This is a genomic window from Fictibacillus nanhaiensis (assembly GCF_023715445.1).
Classification (GTDB): domain Bacteria; phylum Bacillota; class Bacilli; order Bacillales; family Fictibacillaceae; genus Fictibacillus; species Fictibacillus nanhaiensis_D.
On record NZ_JAMBOD010000022.1, the window covers coordinates 1 to 19,554 of the forward strand.

Annotated in this window: 23 protein-coding genes; 1 reads left to right on the forward strand and 22 read right to left on the reverse strand. The window is 39.6% G+C overall.

The window, feature by feature from the left end; translation table 11 throughout:
* Positions 1-146 precede the first annotated feature (146 nt).
* The 11 genes from M3196_RS21355 to metG form a co-directional block, all read right to left on the reverse strand.
* On the reverse strand, positions 147-524 hold the full coding sequence (locus M3196_RS21355) for a RidA family protein (protein ID WP_251324331.1): 378 nt from the start codon (positions 522-524) through the stop codon (positions 147-149).
* A complete protein-coding gene (purR, locus tag M3196_RS21360) occupies positions 521-1,351 on the reverse strand; it encodes a pur operon repressor (protein ID WP_251324313.1) in 831 nt (276 codons plus the stop codon). The genes M3196_RS21355 and purR overlap by 4 nt, the downstream gene beginning before the upstream one ends.
* A 60-nt stretch (positions 1,352-1,411) precedes the next feature.
* Positions 1,412-2,275 carry a 4-(cytidine 5'-diphospho)-2-C-methyl-D-erythritol kinase gene (gene ispE / locus M3196_RS21365; RefSeq protein WP_251324314.1) on the reverse strand — a complete coding sequence of 288 codons (864 nt, stop codon included), beginning with the start codon at positions 2,273-2,275 and terminating at the stop codon, positions 1,412-1,414.
* A 145-nt stretch (positions 2,276-2,420) separates the two neighbouring features.
* A complete protein-coding gene (locus tag M3196_RS21370) occupies positions 2,421-2,594 on the reverse strand; it encodes a small, acid-soluble spore protein, alpha/beta type (protein ID WP_251324315.1) in 174 nt (57 codons plus the stop codon).
* Positions 2,595-2,723: 129 nt separating this feature from the next.
* The gene (gene veg / locus M3196_RS21375; RefSeq protein ID WP_066238125.1) at positions 2,724-2,984 is read right to left on the reverse strand and encodes a biofilm formation stimulator Veg; all 261 of its coding nucleotides are present in this window, start codon (positions 2,982-2,984) and stop codon (positions 2,724-2,726) included.
* Positions 2,985-3,305: 321 nt separating this feature from the next.
* Positions 3,306-4,172 carry a sporulation peptidase YabG gene (gene yabG / locus M3196_RS21380; protein ID WP_251324316.1) on the reverse strand — a complete coding sequence of 289 codons (867 nt, stop codon included), beginning with the start codon at positions 4,170-4,172 and terminating at the stop codon, positions 3,306-3,308.
* An 87-nt stretch (positions 4,173-4,259) separates the two neighbouring features.
* Positions 4,260-5,135, reverse strand: a complete 876-nt coding sequence (gene rsmA / locus M3196_RS21385; protein ID WP_251324317.1) for a 16S rRNA (adenine(1518)-N(6)/adenine(1519)-N(6))-dimethyltransferase RsmA — start codon at positions 5,133-5,135, stop codon at positions 4,260-4,262.
* Positions 5,136-5,141: 6 nt separating this feature from the next.
* Positions 5,142-5,708 (reverse strand): ribonuclease M5, encoded by a 567-nt coding sequence (gene rnmV, locus M3196_RS21390; RefSeq protein WP_251324318.1) that lies wholly within the window; start codon positions 5,706-5,708, stop codon positions 5,142-5,144.
* A 191-nt stretch (positions 5,709-5,899) separates the two neighbouring features.
* Entirely contained in the window at positions 5,900-7,102 is a 1,203-nt protein-coding gene (locus M3196_RS21395; protein ID WP_251324319.1) for a G5 and 3D domain-containing protein, read from the reverse strand.
* Between the two features lie 215 nt (positions 7,103-7,317).
* The gene (locus M3196_RS21400; RefSeq protein ID WP_251324332.1) at positions 7,318-8,088 is read right to left on the reverse strand and encodes a TatD family hydrolase; all 771 of its coding nucleotides are present in this window, start codon (positions 8,086-8,088) and stop codon (positions 7,318-7,320) included.
* 174 nt (positions 8,089-8,262) lie between these two features.
* Complete coding sequence (gene metG / locus M3196_RS21405) at positions 8,263-10,230, reverse strand: methionine--tRNA ligase (protein ID WP_251324320.1); 1,968 nt, start codon at positions 10,228-10,230, stop codon at positions 8,263-8,265.
* Between the two features lie 727 nt (positions 10,231-10,957).
* Here metG and M3196_RS21410 point away from each other — a divergent pair.
* The gene (locus tag M3196_RS21410; RefSeq protein WP_066238107.1) at positions 10,958-11,242 is read left to right on the forward strand and encodes an AbrB/MazE/SpoVT family DNA-binding domain-containing protein; all 285 of its coding nucleotides are present in this window, start codon (positions 10,958-10,960) and stop codon (positions 11,240-11,242) included.
* 53 nt (positions 11,243-11,295) lie between these two features.
* Here the strand turns inward: M3196_RS21410 and rsmI are convergent, their stop codons facing one another.
* The 11 genes from rsmI to M3196_RS21465 form a co-directional block, all read right to left on the reverse strand.
* Positions 11,296-12,180, reverse strand: a complete 885-nt coding sequence (gene rsmI, locus M3196_RS21415) for a 16S rRNA (cytidine(1402)-2'-O)-methyltransferase (protein WP_251324321.1) — start codon at positions 12,178-12,180, stop codon at positions 11,296-11,298.
* Positions 12,155-12,445: a GIY-YIG nuclease family protein gene (locus M3196_RS21420; RefSeq protein ID WP_425311038.1), complete on the reverse strand. Its 291-nt coding sequence runs from the start codon at positions 12,443-12,445 to the stop codon at positions 12,155-12,157. Before M3196_RS21420 ends, rsmI begins: the two co-directional genes overlap by 26 nt.
* Positions 12,429-13,178 carry a tRNA1(Val) (adenine(37)-N6)-methyltransferase gene (locus M3196_RS21425; RefSeq protein ID WP_251324323.1) on the reverse strand — a complete coding sequence of 250 codons (750 nt, stop codon included), beginning with the start codon at positions 13,176-13,178 and terminating at the stop codon, positions 12,429-12,431. The genes M3196_RS21420 and M3196_RS21425 overlap by 17 nt, the downstream gene beginning before the upstream one ends.
* Positions 13,179-13,473: 295 nt before the next feature.
* Entirely contained in the window at positions 13,474-13,827 is a 354-nt protein-coding gene (gene yabA / locus M3196_RS21430) for a DNA replication initiation control protein YabA (protein WP_251324324.1), read from the reverse strand.
* Positions 13,828-13,841: 14 nt separating this feature from the next.
* On the reverse strand, positions 13,842-14,675 hold the full coding sequence (locus tag M3196_RS21435; RefSeq protein ID WP_251324325.1) for a PSP1 domain-containing protein: 834 nt from the start codon (positions 14,673-14,675) through the stop codon (positions 13,842-13,844).
* Positions 14,676-14,679: 4 nt separating this feature from the next.
* A complete protein-coding gene (gene holB / locus M3196_RS21440; RefSeq protein WP_251324326.1) occupies positions 14,680-15,666 on the reverse strand; it encodes a DNA polymerase III subunit delta' in 987 nt (328 codons plus the stop codon).
* Between the two features lie 16 nt (positions 15,667-15,682).
* Positions 15,683-16,123: a YaaR family protein gene (locus M3196_RS21445; protein ID WP_251324327.1), complete on the reverse strand. Its 441-nt coding sequence runs from the start codon at positions 16,121-16,123 to the stop codon at positions 15,683-15,685.
* Between the two features lie 31 nt (positions 16,124-16,154).
* Positions 16,155-16,484 (reverse strand): cyclic-di-AMP receptor, encoded by a 330-nt coding sequence (locus M3196_RS21450; protein WP_066285369.1) that lies wholly within the window; start codon positions 16,482-16,484, stop codon positions 16,155-16,157.
* 15 nt (positions 16,485-16,499) lie between these two features.
* Entirely contained in the window at positions 16,500-17,144 is a 645-nt protein-coding gene (tmk, locus tag M3196_RS21455; protein ID WP_251324328.1) for a dTMP kinase, read from the reverse strand.
* 12 nt (positions 17,145-17,156) lie between these two features.
* Positions 17,157-18,581, reverse strand: coding sequence for an aminotransferase class I/II-fold pyridoxal phosphate-dependent enzyme (locus M3196_RS21460; protein ID WP_251324329.1), 1,425 nt, complete (start codon positions 18,579-18,581; stop codon positions 17,157-17,159).
* Positions 18,582-18,698: 117 nt separating this feature from the next.
* On the reverse strand, positions 18,699-18,893 hold the full coding sequence (locus M3196_RS21465; RefSeq protein ID WP_251324330.1) for a sigma factor G inhibitor Gin: 195 nt from the start codon (positions 18,891-18,893) through the stop codon (positions 18,699-18,701).
* Positions 18,894-19,554: the final 661 nt, after the last annotated feature.

The window sequence follows — 19,554 nt, forward strand, 5'->3', positions numbered from 1 at the left end:
TAAAAAACTGGCAAACTGGACATGGCAAGAGCCATGCCCAGCTTGATATCTTATCTAAAAAACGTTAAAAACAGGACAAACCCCTTTTCAATTTATATTGAAAAGGGGTTTTGTCTACGGTCTGAAATAAGCTCCCTTATAGGAGCTTATTTCACCAGCGCAATAACTTCAATTTCAACTTTAGCATCTTTAGGGAGACGCGCTACTTCTACACAGGATCTTGCGGGTTTATGATCTGAAAAATATTCTCCATAAACTTCATTAATATCCGCAAATTCATTCATATCTTTAATAAAAACAGTAGCCTTGATAACTTGATCGAGTGAAGAACCAGCTTCATTTAATACGGCTTTTAAATTACTGAAAACTTGATGTGTTTGTTCCTTAACATCGCCATCTATCATGACACCCTCTTTTGTGAGCGGGATCTGGCCAGAACTAAAAAACAGATTGTTGTGTACGATTCCCTGTGAATAAGGACCAATAGCAGCTGGAGCTTCTGCAGTATGAATCTTTTTCATTATAAATGACCTCCGTTTAAAGAATAATTGCCTTTTTCTACTTCAATCCGGTTTTCTTTTTCATTAACCTGGGAAAGTCGCGCGATGGAAACATAATCATCTACAAGGCGCTCAGATACTTCTTGTGCTTCCACTAGTACACCGATTCCTTCAATTTGAGCTTGAAACTCTTCAATCAAACTGATCATGCCTTTAATGGTTCCGCCGGCTTTCATGAAGTCATCGATAATTAAGACTCGAGAGCCTTGTTTTATGCTTCTTCTTGCAAGTGCCATCGTTTGAATGCGTTTTGTTGAACCCGAAACATAATTGATGCTTACCGTAGAGCCTTCTGTAACCCTGCTGTTGCTTCTTACAACGACGACAGGAACGTTCAAATGAGTAGCGACCGCATAAGCAAGCGGTATGCCTTTTGTTGCTATCGTCATAACAACATCAATTTTTCGCGAAGAGAATATGGAAGCAAACAATCTTCCGATTTGATTTACCAGTCTGGGGTTTCCGATTATATCTGTCACATACAGATAACCCCCTGGTAAAATACGGCTTGGATCTTCAAGAAGCTGCACAAGTTCTTCAACTGTCGTTTCAGCTTCCATCTGATCAATGCCTGGGATATATTTTACTCCTCCTGCTGCGCCGGGAACGGTTTGAACTTGTCCTAATCCGTGCTGTTCAAAGTGCTCCTTAATGATAGCAAGGTCTTCACTGATGGACGATTTCGCCGATTCGTAACGTTCTACAAAATAAGATAAAGGAATGAGCTGATGGGGATGATGAAGTAGGTAGGCCGTTAAATCCACCATTCTTCCGCTTCTTTTTAATTTCATATTTTCCTCCAAAACCGAATGTTTGAAGCTAATATAACATTTTTATACGGATTTTATCAATCATTCCCCTAATAGTCTTACTGCATAAACTTCATTACAAAATCCTCTAAGCCCGTTATATACCCTCTGAAGTCTGGACTCATGCTGAAATAGTCCAAATACAGTAGGTCCGCTTCCGCTCATCAAGACTGCATCTGCCCCAAGTTTCATCATTTGTTCTTTAATATGTTTTACTTCGGGATACATTTTAAGAGTAACCGTTTCTAATACATTGCCAAGCAGACTGCAAATCTGTTCATAGTCTTTATTCTCAATGGCTTTAACCATCCCTTCAACATCAGGATGATCAATGTTCTTCAGGTTTAAATTTCGATAAACCTCCCCTGTCGAAACACCAATCGGAGGTTTAGCTAACAGCACCCAGCAAGGAGGCGGCGATGATATATGGTGAATCTTTTCACCCCGGCCTGTAGCCAGCGCTGTTCCGCCATACACACAAAAGGATACATCCGATCCAATCTTAGCTCCAAGCTCTGCAAGCTCATCAAGGGACAGACCTAAGTTCCAAAGCTTGTTCAGCCCTTTTAATGCAGCTGCTGCGTCACTGCTTCCTCCAGCCAGGCCTGCAGCGACAGGAATGTGTTTTGAAATATGTATAAAAACACCTTGCTTAATATTGAATGTTTCTTTTATTAGCAATGCTGCCTGATAGGCCAGATTACGTTCATCTAATGGCACAAAGCCGCCTGAGCTTTCTATTTTTATCTCATCTTGTTCTAATAAAGTCAGTTCAATCCGGTCGGCTAAATCAACCGTGGTCATGACCATGGCTACCTCATGGAAACCATCTGCTCTTTTACGAAGTGCATCAAGAGAGAGGTTAATTTTTGCCGGTGCTTTAATGGATACTTTATTATTGATCATCTTTATCCCTGCCTAAAAAATCTTGCACAATTTTGATATTTTTAATAGTAACACAGTATGAACCCCTAAATATAGTTAAAATCCATTAGGCACCGAGAACGTAAAACCGGAGACAGACCCATCCCCGGTTTCTTATATCGCATATTTACTTGTTTAATCTTTGCTCAGCTAATTCAAGTGCGCGCTTCACCATATTTCCTGCGTCTTTAGAAGAAATGCCGCCCCAGCCCGCACGTTGGACCTTATCGTAAAAACCCAGCTCTTTGGCGATTTCAATCTTTAAACCTTCAGACATCATTCCATGTTTGCTTTTTCCCATAATGATGAAAACCCCTTTCATATGCGATACAATTTTAGTATCTCCAAAAGGGGTTTTTACTTGCTTAATTTTAATTATGTATGTTTAAAATCAGACCCAGAGGATAAAAAAAATAGCAGTAAAGAGTTCTTACTGCCCGATTGCTGCTTGTGTATCTTCTAAGAATGTAAGTTCTACTGTTTCTGTGAGTACATCCGCGTAACTATAAGAAACACGTTCGAAAGCGTTGGTGTCCTGATCTAATTTGATAATAAAAACTGCGGGATAAGTTTCTTCCAGCGTTCCTAAACGTTCGATCGTTTTGCGTCGACCGCCATTTGCACGTAAAGAAAGTCTTCTACCCACATTGGACTCTAAAGAGCGTCTAATGTCCACTATTGTTTTACCCATTTTAGGCTCCACCTCACTTAGACAAATTGTAACACAAATCGTGCTTTTTTGTCAAATTAAAATTTTCATTATAGCAAGCAAAGCATTTTCATGTCAATGACCAAATATCCTTTTTTTGCTTTTTTTAGTATGTGTTTTTTTTCCGCATATATGTATAAAAGGAACAATTCAAACAAATAATCTTCTATTTTTGCTTATTTCTTATGTATTTTAAAGACTTTGTCTAGCTTAATGAACCGCCTCTCGAGGAAACAAGTTTTTATGGGGTGAACGGTTTTGAAGCTTTCTAACTAAAAAAACTCCGGTAATCCGGAGCTTTCTTTACGGTTTTGTTTTAATCGGCATCCCTGTTCGGAGAAACCCTCTCGTCTCTACACCGCCTAACCCTTCTTTTCCAGTCAATGTATTCCTTAAAACATCCATAACATTAACCCGGTCCATGAAAGACGTTAAACTGATTTTTGAAACGATATAAACAGGGTCGAGTGCATGGATGTTTATACGTGCAGGGGAACTCGCAAAGTTTGATCCCACTTTAATTAACGACTCAAAATGTGACTGGCAGGCGCCAGCGAATATCATCAGATGATCAAGGTGTGTATACTTTCTTCTTACTTCACGAACCGTTCTTATGAAATACTTGGTATGACGGTAAGCATTCACATCAGTAATATCGCCTTTTGATTTCATATAAGCATCATGACCAGTAATAACAAGAATATCTGGCCGGATTTCATCAACCAGAGCCGGAACTTTCTCAGGCATCTCGGTTTCCTTCATGTGAATGCCATACACAGGAACCCCAAGCTTTTTATAAAGTTCTAGACATTTATTTAAGTATAATGGATCACCATCAATATGAAGCACTCTACCGGGTAATTCAAAATAGGATTGATCATACTGATACCCATTTGTAGAAAGGTACTCCCGCTTTTGCCTTAGCAGGTAATAGTCCTGCCTGAATAATTTAAGTGAAGATTCTTCTTTTTCCTTCACAACTTGCCTGTGCTCTGACATTTGTTTATCGTCCACAACAAATAAGTCCTCAACCGGTGCATCTGCCCACAATCTGAGCTCTTCACCAGCAAGTTCCGCAATAGTTCGATCTTCGCTAAATCCTACAATACGAAATAGCAAATCTCGATTGTAAGAGTTTCTGGTTACAATTGATCCAATCTCTAGTTTCATTTTACTCCCCCTATTTGGAGTAACAAGCTCCATAGCTCCCACTATTCCTTTTATAAGAGTATGAAATGATAAGGGGAAAAATGAGGTTTATTTTACAAGTGGCAAAAGAGAATCGGCCAATTCACCAAATTCTTCTATAGTTAATGTTTCGCCGCGGCGTTTTGGATCGATACCGATATCATCCAGTATAGCTTGTAGTTCTTCTTTCTTTTCTTTTTGAACGAGCTGGCTTGTCAGGTTGTTCCATAAAGTCTTTCTTCTTTGTGCAAAAGAAGACCTCACTACTTCAAAAAAGAATTCTTCATCCTTCACTTTCACTGCAGGTTCTTTGCGTAATGTAAGCTTTATGACGGAAGAATCAACATTAGGTGCTGGAACGAATACTGTTTTAGGAACTTTAATCATCGTTTCAGCTGTTGCATAATATTGAATAGCGATAGAAAGAGAATTATAATCTTTCGTTCCAGGAGATGCAGCCAATCGGTCAGCCACCTCTTTTTGAATCATACAAACAATCCCGCGAATAGGAAGCTTGTCCTGAAGGAGCTTCATAATGATGGGTGTCGTAACGTAATAGGGCAGATTTGCCACTACCATTATGTCTTGTCCCTCTTCAAAATGCTCTTTGATCACCTGTTGGATATCCGCTTTTAATACGTCAGAATGAATCACTTCTACATGCGGATAAGGAGCCAGTGTTTCTTTTAAAATTGGCAGGAGTCGGTGATCAATCTCAAAAGCGACTGCTTTTTTTGATGCTCTCGCAATAAACTCTGTCAGTGCTCCGATCCCGGGACCAATTTCAATAACACCTGAATCCTCTGTTAAGTCTGCTGCATTTACAATATTATTCAGGATGTTTCGGTCTATTAAAAAGTTTTGTCCCAAACTTTTTTTAAATGTAAAACCATGCTTTTCAAGAATGGCTTTTGTTGATTGGGGAGTTGATATGTCTTTTCTCATTTCTTTCTAATCCTCCTTACTTCTGTAGAGTGTTTCTAACGCTTGCTGAAACTCCTCCTGAGTTACCCTAAACATATTAAGGCGTTTGTACAGCTGTTTAGCGTTCATATAGCCTAAACGAAGCTCTCCGCCTATGATCTCGCGCCGTCTTTTCGAATCAGGGCCTCCAGTTAAACCAGCAGCTATTAAATCTTCCCAAGAAATTAATTCATTCTCGTATGCTTCGATCATCTCTTCCCTTACATGTGCAAGAGCTTCAATGATCGCTTCTTTAGAAGCATGCTCTACACCTACACCTTTATCCCCTTTGGCAATTGCATCTTCTTTTGCTAAATAGGCGTGCTTACACCCGGGAACGAACTCTGAAATGATTTGACGAATTCTTTTACCAGGAAAATCGGGATCCGTAAAAACGATAATCCCTCTTGTATCGTGGGCTCTTTTAATTCGATTTAATGTATCTATACTTATTTCTGAACCATTCGTCTCGATCGTATCCGCTTCAACTGAGCGTTTTATAGCGAGTGTATCGCTCTTTCCTTCAACAACAATAATTTCTTTTATTTTTTTCATGATTTCCTCCAAAACGGTGAAACCTTTTTAGGTGTTGCTACGTCTAATTAATTGAACGAAAAAACATCTTTTACTAGTATACCCCAGGCGTCAAGAAAGTCTAGGTTGACTAGCCTTTACTTCATTCGTTCTTCGAATATTCCTTGCATAAAAAAAGCACAGGGACTTTTTCCCCATGCTTTATAAATCAATTAGTTAAGGATGCGAATTTTTACTGTTTTTCTTCCCCAAGCCTCTGCCTGTGATTGAGAAGAAAAGAATACATCAATCTTGTTGCCCTTTATAGCTCCTCCAGTATCTGATGCTATGGCATATCCATACCCTTCAACATATACTTTCGTGCCTAAAGGAATAACATTTGGATCAACCGCGATTACTTTCGCATTCGGATTAGCTCTTAAATTATAGCCAGAAGCCGTAATACCTGAACATCCCGAACAGTGAGCCGTATAAGCTGTACTTGTTACATACATCTCTCTGCCGCCTGATGAGCTGGATGATTTGCTACGTGAAACAACAGGCTGCGGCTGTGCTTTTGTACCGATAGCCACAATTTTGTCAGTGCTTTCAGCTAATGTTTTTTCGCCAATAAGCTTTCTGGAAACTTCTTTTCCGTTTTCCATAACAACTTCGTAGCGTTTTTCAAGCTTTCCTTTTTTGCCATCTTGCACGACACGCTCTTTGCCTTTTGTTAATCCACTGTCTTTACGGTTAACAGTTGCAAATGGTGTTTCTTCCTCCACTACATCGGTGACCTTTTCTACTCTGATGACTTCAACCTGCGTTTTGCCAGTAATTTTTTTTGTTTTGGCAGGTGTTACTCGGTCTATTTCACCTAATGATACCTTTTGTTGCTTCAAAAAGTCAGCGACGGTAGTCGAAGTGGTCCAGACTTGCTGTGCTTTTCCGCCTACAACAAGCTTAACCGGGAATGCTGATTCAATCTTAATCTTGCCTTGATCTTGTATATCAGCAGTCAAATTTGGCTTAATGACATCATGTTCGTTCAGCGTCAGCTGCTGTTCTTTTACGAATTGCTCAACAGTTTTCGCTGTCGTCCATACTGTTTTTTCTTTTCCATTTACAGTCAGGACAATTTCTTTTGCTTCTAGATAATCAACCTTCATATTATCTTTGACCTTAGCGTCTAGCCCAGGTTTTACAAGATCATGCTGGTTTGGTTTTATATTATGTTCGCTTAGAAGTTCTCTTACCGTGTTAGCGTGTGTTTTAACTTCTGATTTCTTTCCGTCCAGCACTAATGTTACTTCCGCTTTCGTAGTTTCATAACCTACGAATCCAGTAGTTACCGCTAAAACGAGAAGAGCAGTGATAGAAAGATAAAGTTTCTTTCTCGTAAAACTTGAGAACAAAGCTGTAATATTCTTATACATCCAATTTCCTCCCCTACAAGGACTGCATTATAAATATCTTTTTTCTCTCTGTCAAATCCCTCCTTTTTCGTCATTAATTGACCCAAGCCTAATTATGAACGGATAAGAAGGAAAAAGGGAAGAAAAAACGTTTGACAATTTTCCTGTCCCTTTTGTCATTTCTTGAAAGATTTACGCGATATTCTTCATGCTTTGCTAGTTTCCGACAACATCCCCTATCGGGAAATGTTAAAAATCCGAAAGGCATTGTCGGAAGTTTTTTTTATGATGTCTTCAAGTGGAAGATCTTTTATTTCAGATAATGATTCAGCTACATATTTTACATAAGATGGTTCATTTCTTTTTCCTCGTAATGGATGAGGACTAAGATAAGGACAATCAGTTTCAATCAAAAGCCGGTCCATCGGAATATCTTTCGCGACTTCCTTTACCTTTTTTGCATTCTTAAATGTTACTGGTCCACCAAAACTTATGTAGAAATTCATCTTCATACATTGCCGGGCAACTTCAATGCTCCCGCTGTAACAGTGCATGATCCCTCCAACCTCATGGGCTTCTTCCTCATTCAGTATGTCGACAACATCTTGTGTAGCTTCCCGATTATGAATGACAATGGGCAGCTTCACTTTTTTTGCTAGACGTATTTGGCGTCTGAAAACTTCTTTTTGAACATCTGCAGGCGACTTATCCCAATGATAATCCAGTCCCATTTCGCCAAGAGCGACAACTTTAGGATGTGCTGCAAGTTCTTCAATCCAGGCCAAATCTTCATCCGTCATGTCGATTGCGTCGACCGGGTGCCAGCCAACGCAAGCATAAATGAAATCATATTCTTCAGCAAGCTTCATTGCACCTTTAATGGTTTCGCGATCGAATCCAACCACAACAATATGGTGAACTCCTTCGTCTAAAGCCCGCTGAATGACCTCTTTTTGGTCTTCTTCAAATTGTGCTGCATTTAGGTGTGCATGTGTATCAAACATAATGTACAATCCTTTCAACTTTACAAATCTTATCACATTTTCCATTCATTCGGGTAACAGTAGCATTACAATATAATTACATCGTAGGTATTAAGAACTATTTTTATTCCCGTTTTACAAGTTTTTCCTCTATCTTAAGCACTAAAAAAGCAGGGAAATACTCCCCGCTTTTTCTCATTATTTAACTTTTGCACCATTTGGAAGGGAAGGATCTACTGTAGCTAGTGTTAATTGTCCCTCAGCAGAACCTGCTAGAATCATTCCTTCTGACAGCTCTCCCCGCAATTTCACAGGTTTAAGGTTTGTTACGCAGATCACTTTTTGCCCTACAAGATCGTCAGGCTTATAAAATTGTGCGATGCCAGAAACTACTTGGCGCTTTTCATAACCAAGATCAAGCTGAAGCTTTAACAGCTTATCAGCTTTTTTTACCGGTTCAGCTGCTGTAACGGTGGCAACCCTTAAGTCAACCTTCATGAAATCATCGATTGTGATCTCTGCCTTCTCATCAGCTGCAGGAGCTTCTTGTTTAACTTCATCTTTAGGCGATTCTGCTGGAGCAGAACTGCCTCCCATGGAATCCTTGATGAATTGCACTTCAACTTCTGTCTCCAAACGAGGGAAGATTGGATCTCCTTTTGAAACTGATGTATCAGCAGGTATGACACCAAATTCCTTCAACGAATCCCAATCTGTCAGTTTGGACTCATTCAATCCAAGCTGGTTCCAGATTTTTGCCGGAGTTTCAGTCATGAAAGGCTGAATCAGAACGGATACAATACGGATTGACTCTGCTAAGTGGTACATCACGCTTGCAAGTTCACCTTTTTTCGCTTCATCTTTCGCAAGTACCCATGGCTGAGTTTCATCGATATATTTGTTTGTACGGCTCACGAGCTGCCAAATTGTTGAAAGTGCGATTGAAAACTCAAGCTTCTCCATCGCTTCTTCTGTTTTTCTTACTGTTTCCATTGCAAATTCTTCAATAGTTGCGTCAAATTCTGTTACACTGCCTTCATATGCAGGAATCTTTCCATCAAAGTATTTACCGATCATCGCAATCGTACGGTTTAACAGGTTTCCTAGATCATTTGCCAGATCAGCATTTACTCTGTCAACAAAACTTTCAGGTGTAAATACGCCATCAGATCCAAACGGAACTTCACGGAGCAAATAGTAGCGTAAAGGATCTAATCCATAACGGTCGATCAGTACATTAGGATCAACTACATTTCCTTTAGACTTGGACATTTTACCGTCCTTCATTAACAGCCACCCATGCGCAATAACTTGTTTTGGTAAAGGAAGTCCCAGTGCCATCAGCATGATCGGCCAATAGATCGTATGGAAACGCACAATTTCCTTACTCATTAAATGAACATCTGCAGGCCAGTATTTCTGATACTTCTCATCATTTTCACTGCCGTATCCAAGTGCAGTAATATAGTTAGAAAGAGCATCGATCCATACATATATAACGTGCTTTGGATTTCCGGGAACCTTTACTCCCCAGTCAAAGGATGTACGGGAAACGGCAAGGTCTTCTAATCCTGGCTTAATAAAGTTATTGATCATCTCGCGTTTGCGTGATTCAGGATAAATAAAAGAAGGGTTTTCTTCGTAATAAGCTAATAAACGATCTGCATACTTGCTCATACGGAAGAAGTAGCTCTCCTCTTTTACTTTTTTTACTTCACGTCCACAGTCAGGACATTTTCCGTCTTCAAGCTGACGTTCCGTAAAGAATGATTCACAATCTGTGCAATACCAGCCCTCATATTCACTTAAGTAAATATCATCTTGATCAAGAAGCTGCTGAAAAATTTTTTCGACAGAATTTTTATGACGATCATCTGTTGTACGGATGTAGTCATTGTAGGAAATGTCCATCTTCTTCCAAAGCGCTTTAATATCATCCACGATTCCATCCACATATTTTTGAGGATGAAGACCTTGTTCGTTTGCTTTCTTTTGAATCTTTTCCCCATGTTCATCAGATCCCGTTAAATACATAACGTCGAATCCTTTTAAACGCTTATATCGTGCCATCGCGTCTCCTGCTGTCGTAGTATACGCATGACCGATATGAAGCTTTCCGCTAGGATAATAGATAGGTGTTGTAATATAAAATGTTGGTTTTGCCACTGGTACTCCTCCTCAAACTCTTTCTACTATAGAAAAGAAAACTTGGCTGACGCTTGTTTCTGAACGTCAGCCTTAGATGGACTTATACTATAAAATAAAACTTGTTTACATCGCCGACTATTACCAGATTAACAAGCTATCATTATTATAGTGGAAAAAACCCCCTTCGTTTTAGGGGCTATTCATCTTTAAAAATGATAAGGGAGCAATTAACAGCTTCGGAAAATGTATCTTTTTTACAAAAACTATAAAAAACTGTTTACTCTAGGACATAAAAGTAAAAAAGTAAGCGAAAGATTTCTATGTAAATACTTTCATTATTCTCTTTTCTTCCTTCAAAATATACCTAATGCATTGAAAGTGTGTCAAGGTGTAGGAGCTAAAGGTTGAAAGGGAGAACATGGATAGTATTTTTTCATTGTTAGTTTTGTCGAAATTTGACGATTAATCTAACCGCTATTTCCAGTAATATTTTTGTAACTTTTACACTAATTTGAATTTTTTATGACAATATATGAATATATCTTCCATTTTAGGGTTTCGAAAGTATTATAAAACGGGTATATACTAGAGAATTCTACTGGTAAAAGAATAAAAAATGTTTATGTCAAAACTATTGACGACAATTGGAAATCTTGGTAAGATGTTCTCGTAGGATTTTGTCGAATTCTGACGATTTAAATAGATAGGGAAATATTTTTATATATTCGGGAGGAGAGATTTTATTATGAAATCTACAGGAATTGTACGTAAGGTTGATGAATTAGGACGTGTGGTTATTCCGATCGAACTACGCCGTACATTAGGAATTGCAGAAAAGGATGCTTTAGAGATCTACGTTGATGATGACCGTATCATTCTTAAAAAATACAAGCCAAACATGACTTGTGCAGTAACTGGTGAAGTTTCTGATGACAACTACACGGTAGCTGGCGGAAAAATCATTCTTAGCCGTGAAGGTGCAAAAGAAGTTATGGAAGAGCTTCAAAAGCAATTACAAACATCAAAATAAGCACATAAACAAAAGAGCCTTCCGTTTAGAAGGCTCTTTCCCATTGTATAGAATTATAGTCCGTGATATTCCTGGTAGACTGAACGCTTTGGAACGTTTCTGTCTACTGCCGCTAATTTAATTGCCTCTTTTGGTTTTTCACCTTGATTTACATAATGATCTACATGTTCAGTCACCGATAGTGACTCCCACCATTGCACCGATGCTCCGTCCTCCAGTTCAAAACTGCCGCTTCCCTCGACAACTAAACAAAACTCTCCTCTTATCTCTGCATCTCCCTGACTAAAGAATTCAGTTACTTCAGTCAATGTGCCCCGGATTATTTCTTCATATTTTTTCGTGAGCTCGCGAACAACAGCGATCTTCCTGTTCTCAAATATACCGTTCATCGCTTGAAGCGTTTCTTTTAGACGATGTGGAGCTTCATAAAATAAAAGCGTTGATGGAAAAGGCTTTAGTCTTTCTAATTCAGCCTTTTTTTCTTTTTTCCCGCGTGGCAGAAATCCGTAAAAAGTAAAAAGCTCTGTATTTAAGCCTGATGCAACTAAAGCAGGAATCGCAGCATTCGCTCCTGGCAGCGGGATAACAGGAATTTTTTCTTCCACACACTGAACAACAAGTTCATATCCTGGATCTGAAATACCCGGCATTCCAGCATCGGTAACTAATGCGATCTGTTTTCCCTCTTTTAAAGCTTCTATAAGTTTTTGTCCGCTCTGCATTTTATTATGATCGTGATAACTCGTTAAGGGTGCATTTATCTCAAAGTGGTTGCATAACTTCTTTGTTTGGCGCGTGTCTTCTGCCGCTATCATATCAGCTTCTTTTAATGTGCGAACAGCACGGAACGTCATATCTTCTAAGTTTCCAATCGGTGTGGGAACAAGATATAATGCACCAGTCCCGCTCTCATCATGGTAGCTTTTTTGCTGCCACATATGAAACACTTCCCTCTATTATTATTCTCTCTTTTTCAGCTCGGCTTAGTTTTTTTACAGCAAACTCCATCCGCATAGCTTCTTGTTTAGTTTGAAAAGATTGCTGGAACACAAGCTTAAGCGGTCCTCTTCCTCTTGTATACTTCGCGCCCTTTCCTTCTTCATGCTTACGCAGACGCTGAGATATCTCATTTGTATAGCCTGTATAGTAAGTTCCGTCACTGCACTCCAAAATATACACAAAATGATTACCGTTCTTGTTCACCATAGAACATCCTTTTTAACTCAGCCGTGTATTCTCCATCTTCTCTGTACACCGTAAGAGGCGGCAGAATATGCAGATCCGGTTTGCCGTTCTTCATTCCTTCTATTAATAGCATATTAGCTTCAGAACCGGTCTTCGGATAAATCAGCTGCAGTTTCTTTGGTTCAAGTTTATACTGACGCATGAATGCCAAAATCTCCATAAGGCGGTTTGGCCGGTGTACCATCGCAACTTTTCCGCCTTGTTTCACAAGCTGGCTGCTCACACGTATAACGTCTTCTAAGGAACAATGAATTTCATGGCGGGCGATCGCCAGGTGTTCATTCTGATTGAAATCTTCTTCATGAACGGACGCAAAATAAGGAGGATTGCAGGTTAACGCATCAAATGTGCCATGGCCATATTTAGCAGGAGCATCTTTAATATCTGCAAGATCCATCTTTATCTGGTCGTTAAGAGTGTTAAGGACAACACTTCTATTTGCCATACTGTACAGTCTTTCTTGAATTTCAACCCCGGTAATATGAGCTTTTGATCGTTTACTCAGCAAAAGGGCTACGGCGCCATTTCCGCTGCACAAATCAATAATTTTTCCTTTTTGGATCGGAACCCAGGCAAATCGGCTTAAGAGAACCGCATCAAGTGAAAACGAAAACACAGAGGGACTTTGGATGATTTTTAAGTCTTCATCTACTAAGTAATCGATTCGTTCGTCTGGCAGAAGCTCAGTCATGGATATTCCCTCTCTTTCTTGTATTTCTATAAAAAAATACTGTTTTCGTAAACATTGTTGCTGTGAGAAGATGTTGATTTCCGCTCCAGGTGCTCCCTTTCCGCGGGGCGTGCGGTGAGCCTCCTCGCGCTTTGCGCCATTAGGAGTCTCACCTGTCCCCCTGATCCCGCAGGAGTCTCGCACCTTCCACTCCAATCAACTAGTCAAAGACGCGTACTCAACAAAAAATGTTCAAAAGCAACAATCTGTATAAAATCAAACATATAAAAAGAAGCCTTCCCCTTAGGAAAGGCGTTTATTTCTTATTTAAAAATGATAGACAAAACAAACAATCTCCCTCTGAACGCACACTGCCATAATGAAGGTTGCAAATGTGGAATCCTTCTTGGTAGAGACGTGCCAGGTTATCATAGCCTTCACCGATATCAGTAGGCTCTTTCTTCCCTTTAAGAGATGAAGATTTTTTAGCAGAAACTCGTGTTCCATCAGAGTTCAGCTTGTTTCGTAGATTTTCATTTTCCATCACGAGATGGTGGTTTTCTTCAATTAATGCAGCCAAATGGGTCTTGAAATCTTCAAGTTGCTGTGTCAACTCAGTGATCTGTTCTTCCATCTGCACCACGCGGGAAAATATAGTCTTCTTTTCCACGAATTCCACCTCTTTTACTCTGTGGCCTGACTGAATAATTCCTCTTTCTTGCCTGCTGCTAACTCGTCCAATGTAAACTCTGTCGTTCTTTCCATTGAAGGAATGTTTACTTGAATGAGCTTTTCAAGCAAGTTCAAGCCGACAACGCGACCAACACCATGAGGGGTCATAATTTCTTCACCAACATCAGGCATTTCTTCTTTTGCTTCTTCATAATAGTCATTTTCGTATTTCAGACAGCACATTAATCGTCCACATAGACCTGAAATCTTAGCAGGGTTTAGTGAAAGGTTCTGATCTTTTGCCATTTTGATCGAAACAGGCTCAAAATCTCCAAGGAATGTGGAACAGCATAGCATCCGGCCACATGGACCGATTCCGCCAAGCATTTTTGCTTCATCCCTGACACCGATCTGTCTTAATTCAATTCTTGTCCTAAAAATAGAAGCAAGATCTTTAACGAGTTCACGGAAATCAATTCTTCCGTCCGCAGTAAAATAAAAAATGATCTTATTGCGGTCAAACGTATATTCAACATCGACCAGCTTCATATCCAACTGGTGTTCAATGATTTTTTCCTCACAGCTTTGAAACGCTTCCTTAGCGGCTGCTTTATTTTCTTCTACAGACAAAATGTCCTTCTGTGTCGCGAGCCGAACGACTTTTTTTAAAGGAAGAACTACATCGTTCTCCCCGACTAGTTTCTTATCGATAACTACCTTGCCATATTCTATTCCACGCGCTGTTTCCACAATGACGAACGCGTCTTTCTTCACTTCAAGGTCGCCGGGGTCGAAATAATATACTTTACCCGCTTTCTTAAAGCGGATTCCCACTACCTCATACAAGGTTTTATCCCTCCCGTAATCGTAAAACCAACTGCTCCATAACCATAAGGGGGCTTACGTTGCTACGGATTCTAGCTTGAGCAGTCAGTATAGCTTGCAGAGCTTCACCTGTTTTTCTTTGAGACATTTGAAGCGCCTGCTGCTCTAATGCTTGAAGCTGGTCGAAAAACACGACTTTTTCCGACTGTGATAAATGTATAGATAAAAGATCCCGATACCAGATCAAAAGTAAGTTTAAAGCTAAACGCAGCTGTTCTTTCTCTTTAAAAAAGCTTAAGTATTGGTCTTGCAGGACAACAAGACAATAATCAGGCCGCAGCCGCAGTTCCTCCGTTAATTGTATCACTTTGGCTCTAGCTTGTGCAAACCACTCTTCCCTACAAATTTCGAGTGCTTCTGCATAATCAGACGTGAGTGAAGCGGCTAAAGCGGCAATTGGCTTAGGAATATCTTCCTCAAGCAGTTTTTCTAAAATCCCTTGTGGCGGTAAAGGCGAAAAGGATAGTGTTTGTGCCCTGGAACGGATGGTCTCGAGCAAACTATGAACTTGTTCGGTCAATAAAATAGCGATCGTATCTGCACCAGGTTCTTCTAAAAACTTTAAAAGACTGTTCGCCGCTTGAACTGTCATCTTATCAGCATGCTCTACAATGTATACTTTTTTAGAAGACTCCATACCGCTGTAAGCAAACTCCTTCTGCAGTCCTCTTATCTGGTCAATCTTAATCGACTGTCCCTCAGGCGAGATAACATGCACATCGGGATGGTTGCCGGATGTGATTCTTCTACAGTTGGTGCAGTTTTCACACGGATTCTCGTCTTCAGTATTTCTGCACAAAAATGTCTTAGCCAGAACAGCAGCGACTGCCATCTTCCCTGTCCCATGAGCTCCTTCAAAAATATATGCATGAGCAAGGCGCTGCTTTTTTATGCTGTTTTTTAATAATTTCACAACACGAGGCTGTGTCTTGCTGCTTTTTTCCCAGCTCATCATACATTCTCACCTGCTACGTATATAGATTAACTAATAATCCTTTAATTTCACCAATCTTATCTAATAATGTTATCGAGTCTTTTTCCTGGCTTAAAACAGCTTCTGTTATTTGAATCAGCTGTTCATCTATTTCTTTTACAAGTTTAAGTGTCCGTGATCTTCCTTGTTCATTCCAGCTTTTGTTTTGTTTTAACTGCATACCAAAATTAACTGCCTCTTTTACGAATCGTTGAACAAGGTTTTTATATAGCTGCAGATCTCGTACGGTCTGCGATTGCAACAGTCTTTTGCCTTGTGTCTCGATATCGCCTAACAGTCTTGTCAGCTGTTCGGATTGGAGTTTTTCGCTTTGCTTAGACACAGCTTCTCCAAACGAAAGTGACGTTTTCTTTCCCGCTTTTCCGTCATTTTGCTTCGTTTCAAGAATTGGTCTTATATCCTGACCGATTTTCATAATAACCCCTCAATTATTGAACATTGTTTTATTAAAATTGCTGGAAGCTTTCAACCGGCAATACAAACACCGTTGCACCGCCTACTTCTACTTCAACTGGATAAGGTACATATGCGTCCGCGTTTCCGCCCATTGGAGAAACTGGGGCAACCATCTGATTACGGCTTTTGCAATTTTCACGAATAATATCCATGACTTCATCTATCTGAGCATCTTCCACACCAATCATAAACGTTGTGTTCCCAGCTTTTAAAAATCCGCCTGTTGTCGCTAGCTTAGTGGCACGATAATTCTTTTCAACAAGCGCATCCTGCAGTCGGTTGCTGTCTTTATCTTGAACAACGGCTATAATCATTTTCATGGCAAATGCCTCCTTTTACTTTTCCTTATGATTCGCTAAAAGCTTGTCCAAATCCTTTACGATCTCTCCAAACACCATCTTTGGATCCTGTTCACCATTCACGCGGAGGATCCGTTTTTCTTGGTTTTTAAAAATATGCTGAAATCCTTCTCTTACACGTTCATGATAAGAAAGATCTTTTTGCTCGATCCGATCAAGGTTCCCTGTTCCGTATCTGGCTTTCATTCGCTCTCGTCCCACTTCTGGCGAGACATCAATAAAATAGCTGCGGTCTGGAACCAATCCACTGGTTGCAATGTTGTTTACTTGTATTACAGGCTGCTCCCCAACACCAAGCCCAAATCCTTGGTAAGCGAGTGATGCATCAACAAAACGGTCACATAAAACTACTTTGCCTGCTTCGAGCGCCGGGATAATTTTTTCATGAACATGCTGAGCCCGTGACGCAGCATAAAGCAGAACTTCTGTTAGATCATGCATTTCTTTATGCTCTGGATCTAATATGAGTGACCGAATTTTATCACTGATTCTTGTTCCGCCTGGTTCACGCGTTTGAATAAAATCGATTTTATTTTGCATTAAATATTCAGCGATCTTTGCAACCTGTGTAGTTTTACCTGATCCATCAGGTCCTTCTAACGTAATAAATAAGCCTTTCACAACTGCTGCTCCTTATTCTATATCAAATACATGCATCTTTTTATGCTCATTAATCCCTTGGAACCGTGCACCTTTTTCTTTAAGGAATAAATAAAGACGTATGGATTCTGATGTGATTTTTTCACCTTTTGCGATTAATGGAATGCCTGGAGGATACGGAATTACACCTTCTGCTGCAATAGATCCTTCAGCGTCCTCAATTAAAGCCTGTTTAACGCTCAGTTTCTTCATATCTATATAGGAAAGTTCTAACGTGCTGATCTTAGGAAACTGAGAAGCAGGTATAATCGTTTCTTCTTTATTCGTAAAAGAAGAGAGTTTTCGCGAAACTTTATGAAAAACTTCCTTCAACTCTGTAAGCTGATTAATCCTTCCAAGCGGCAGGATGAACAATACATTCCGGTCATCCGCTAACTCCGTATATAGGCCTTCTTCTTCAAACATACGCTGAAGTACAAAACCAGATATGTCTTTGTCCGGCTGTATGGTTACTTTAAGCGGATCTAGGACATAACCAACTGGCGTCTTTACTATATGAAGATGCTGCAGTGAATCGATAAACGATCTGAATTCCTCAGTCTGCTGAATGATTTCATTAATATCCTTTTCTGATAAGCTTTCTAGATATAAGCGGCTCAAATCGAGTGAAGCCATAATAAGATAAGAAGGCGAAGAGGATTGAACCATCTGCAGAGCCTGAGATAAGCGATACTCTTCTATCCGATCGCTGTTTACATGCAGGTAAGCACCCATCGTTAAAGCAGGAAGTGTTTTATGTGCAGATTGCACCACTATATCTGCTCCTCTATGTATCGCACTTTCTGGCATTTCCTTTAGTCCGAAATGTGCTCCATGAGCTTCATCCACTAAAACAATGCCGCCATTAGCATGAATAACGTCTGCTATTTCTATAATATCCTGCTGCATACCGTAGTAAGTAGGATTTGTAAGGATGATGCCTTTAAATTGAGGGAAATTTTCTATAGCTTTTCTTATTGTATGGGTATGGACCCCTAGAGTAAATCCGCCTTCTTCATCCATTTCTGGCGATAAGAAAACAGGTTTTACACCGGCAAGTTCTAGTCCGTTTAGAACTGATTTGTGACAGTTTCTCTGAACAAGCACAACATCATCTTGCGTAAATGATGCCAAAATCATGGCGAGATTTCCAGATGTGCTTCCCCCGACAAGGAAATAGCTTTTCTTTACTCCATAAAATGAAGATAACAATTGTTGGGCTTCAAGGATGGCTCCATCTGGATGATGCAGATCATCCAGCCCTCTCAGCTCTGTTGTATCAAATGGCAAAACAGGCTGAAAAAAAGGATTAGCCGTCTTTTCGAATATAAGACCGTTTTTGTGTCCCGGCACATGAAAAGACCATTTTGTATTCTGTGTATGTTTAACTAACGCCTCATATAGCGGTGCATGCTTCATCTTAAAAATCCTTTTATTTTCAAATGTTTAACGTCCTTGATATACCTCTATTCTAACACATGTTACATGGAAAAAAATTTATCCAACAAAAAAACAGACCGTTTTAACAGCCTGTTTTTATGAAGACGCATTAACTAATTTTAATTTTCTCAGTTGGGATAGGTAATGTTTATAATAGTCATCATTTGTTTTGGCAGTAAGGATTTTCTGCTCACATTCCTGGCAAATAAATTGATGAAGAATGTGTAATCCTCTATCCTTTTGTTTCTCACATACCATACATTTTTCCCCGTACTGTTGTGTGTTTTTCATTCTTCCACCTCCATAATGCCATTGTTGCCAGAATTGTTTATTCATATACGTTTTTTCAGATTATTTAAGGTTCTTTAAAATGTATGAGACTCTGGCTCTCGTTGTGTCTGTCTTTATTCAATTCGGTAAAATAAACCCGAGTATGCATCCTCATGTAACCTTAAATCCCCGCTGTAGGTGGATTTAAAACGGTTCGATGTGCTGCTTTTAAGAGTTAAAGCGAGTTTGAAATTCAAGAGTTGGAGGGGGTGATTATTGAAAGATAAGTATTCTGGTAATGCGAATATTTAAGTGAAAGAGTTAACTTTTAGATTTAGACTTAAATATTTTCAATTAGACCTAATTGAACTTCATTTAGACTTAATTATTTGGATTTTGATTTAATGAATGGTTTGCTCCGAATGTGAATCTTCCAGTTTCATTCACAGATGGTTGATTTCATGGGGTTTTCGCTGGGCAGGATCTCTTTCCTTGAATAGGGGAAAAGCGTTTATAGGCCGTAATTTTTCATTTATAGGCCGTAAATAAAATTTATAGGCCGTAATTTTCGTTTCTAGGCCCTAATTCTTCATTTATAGGCTTTTCGACAAAATGATTCTGAACAACAAATAAAAAGAAGATGGCTAAACCATCTTCTTACCTCCTTTTAACACAAAAAAGA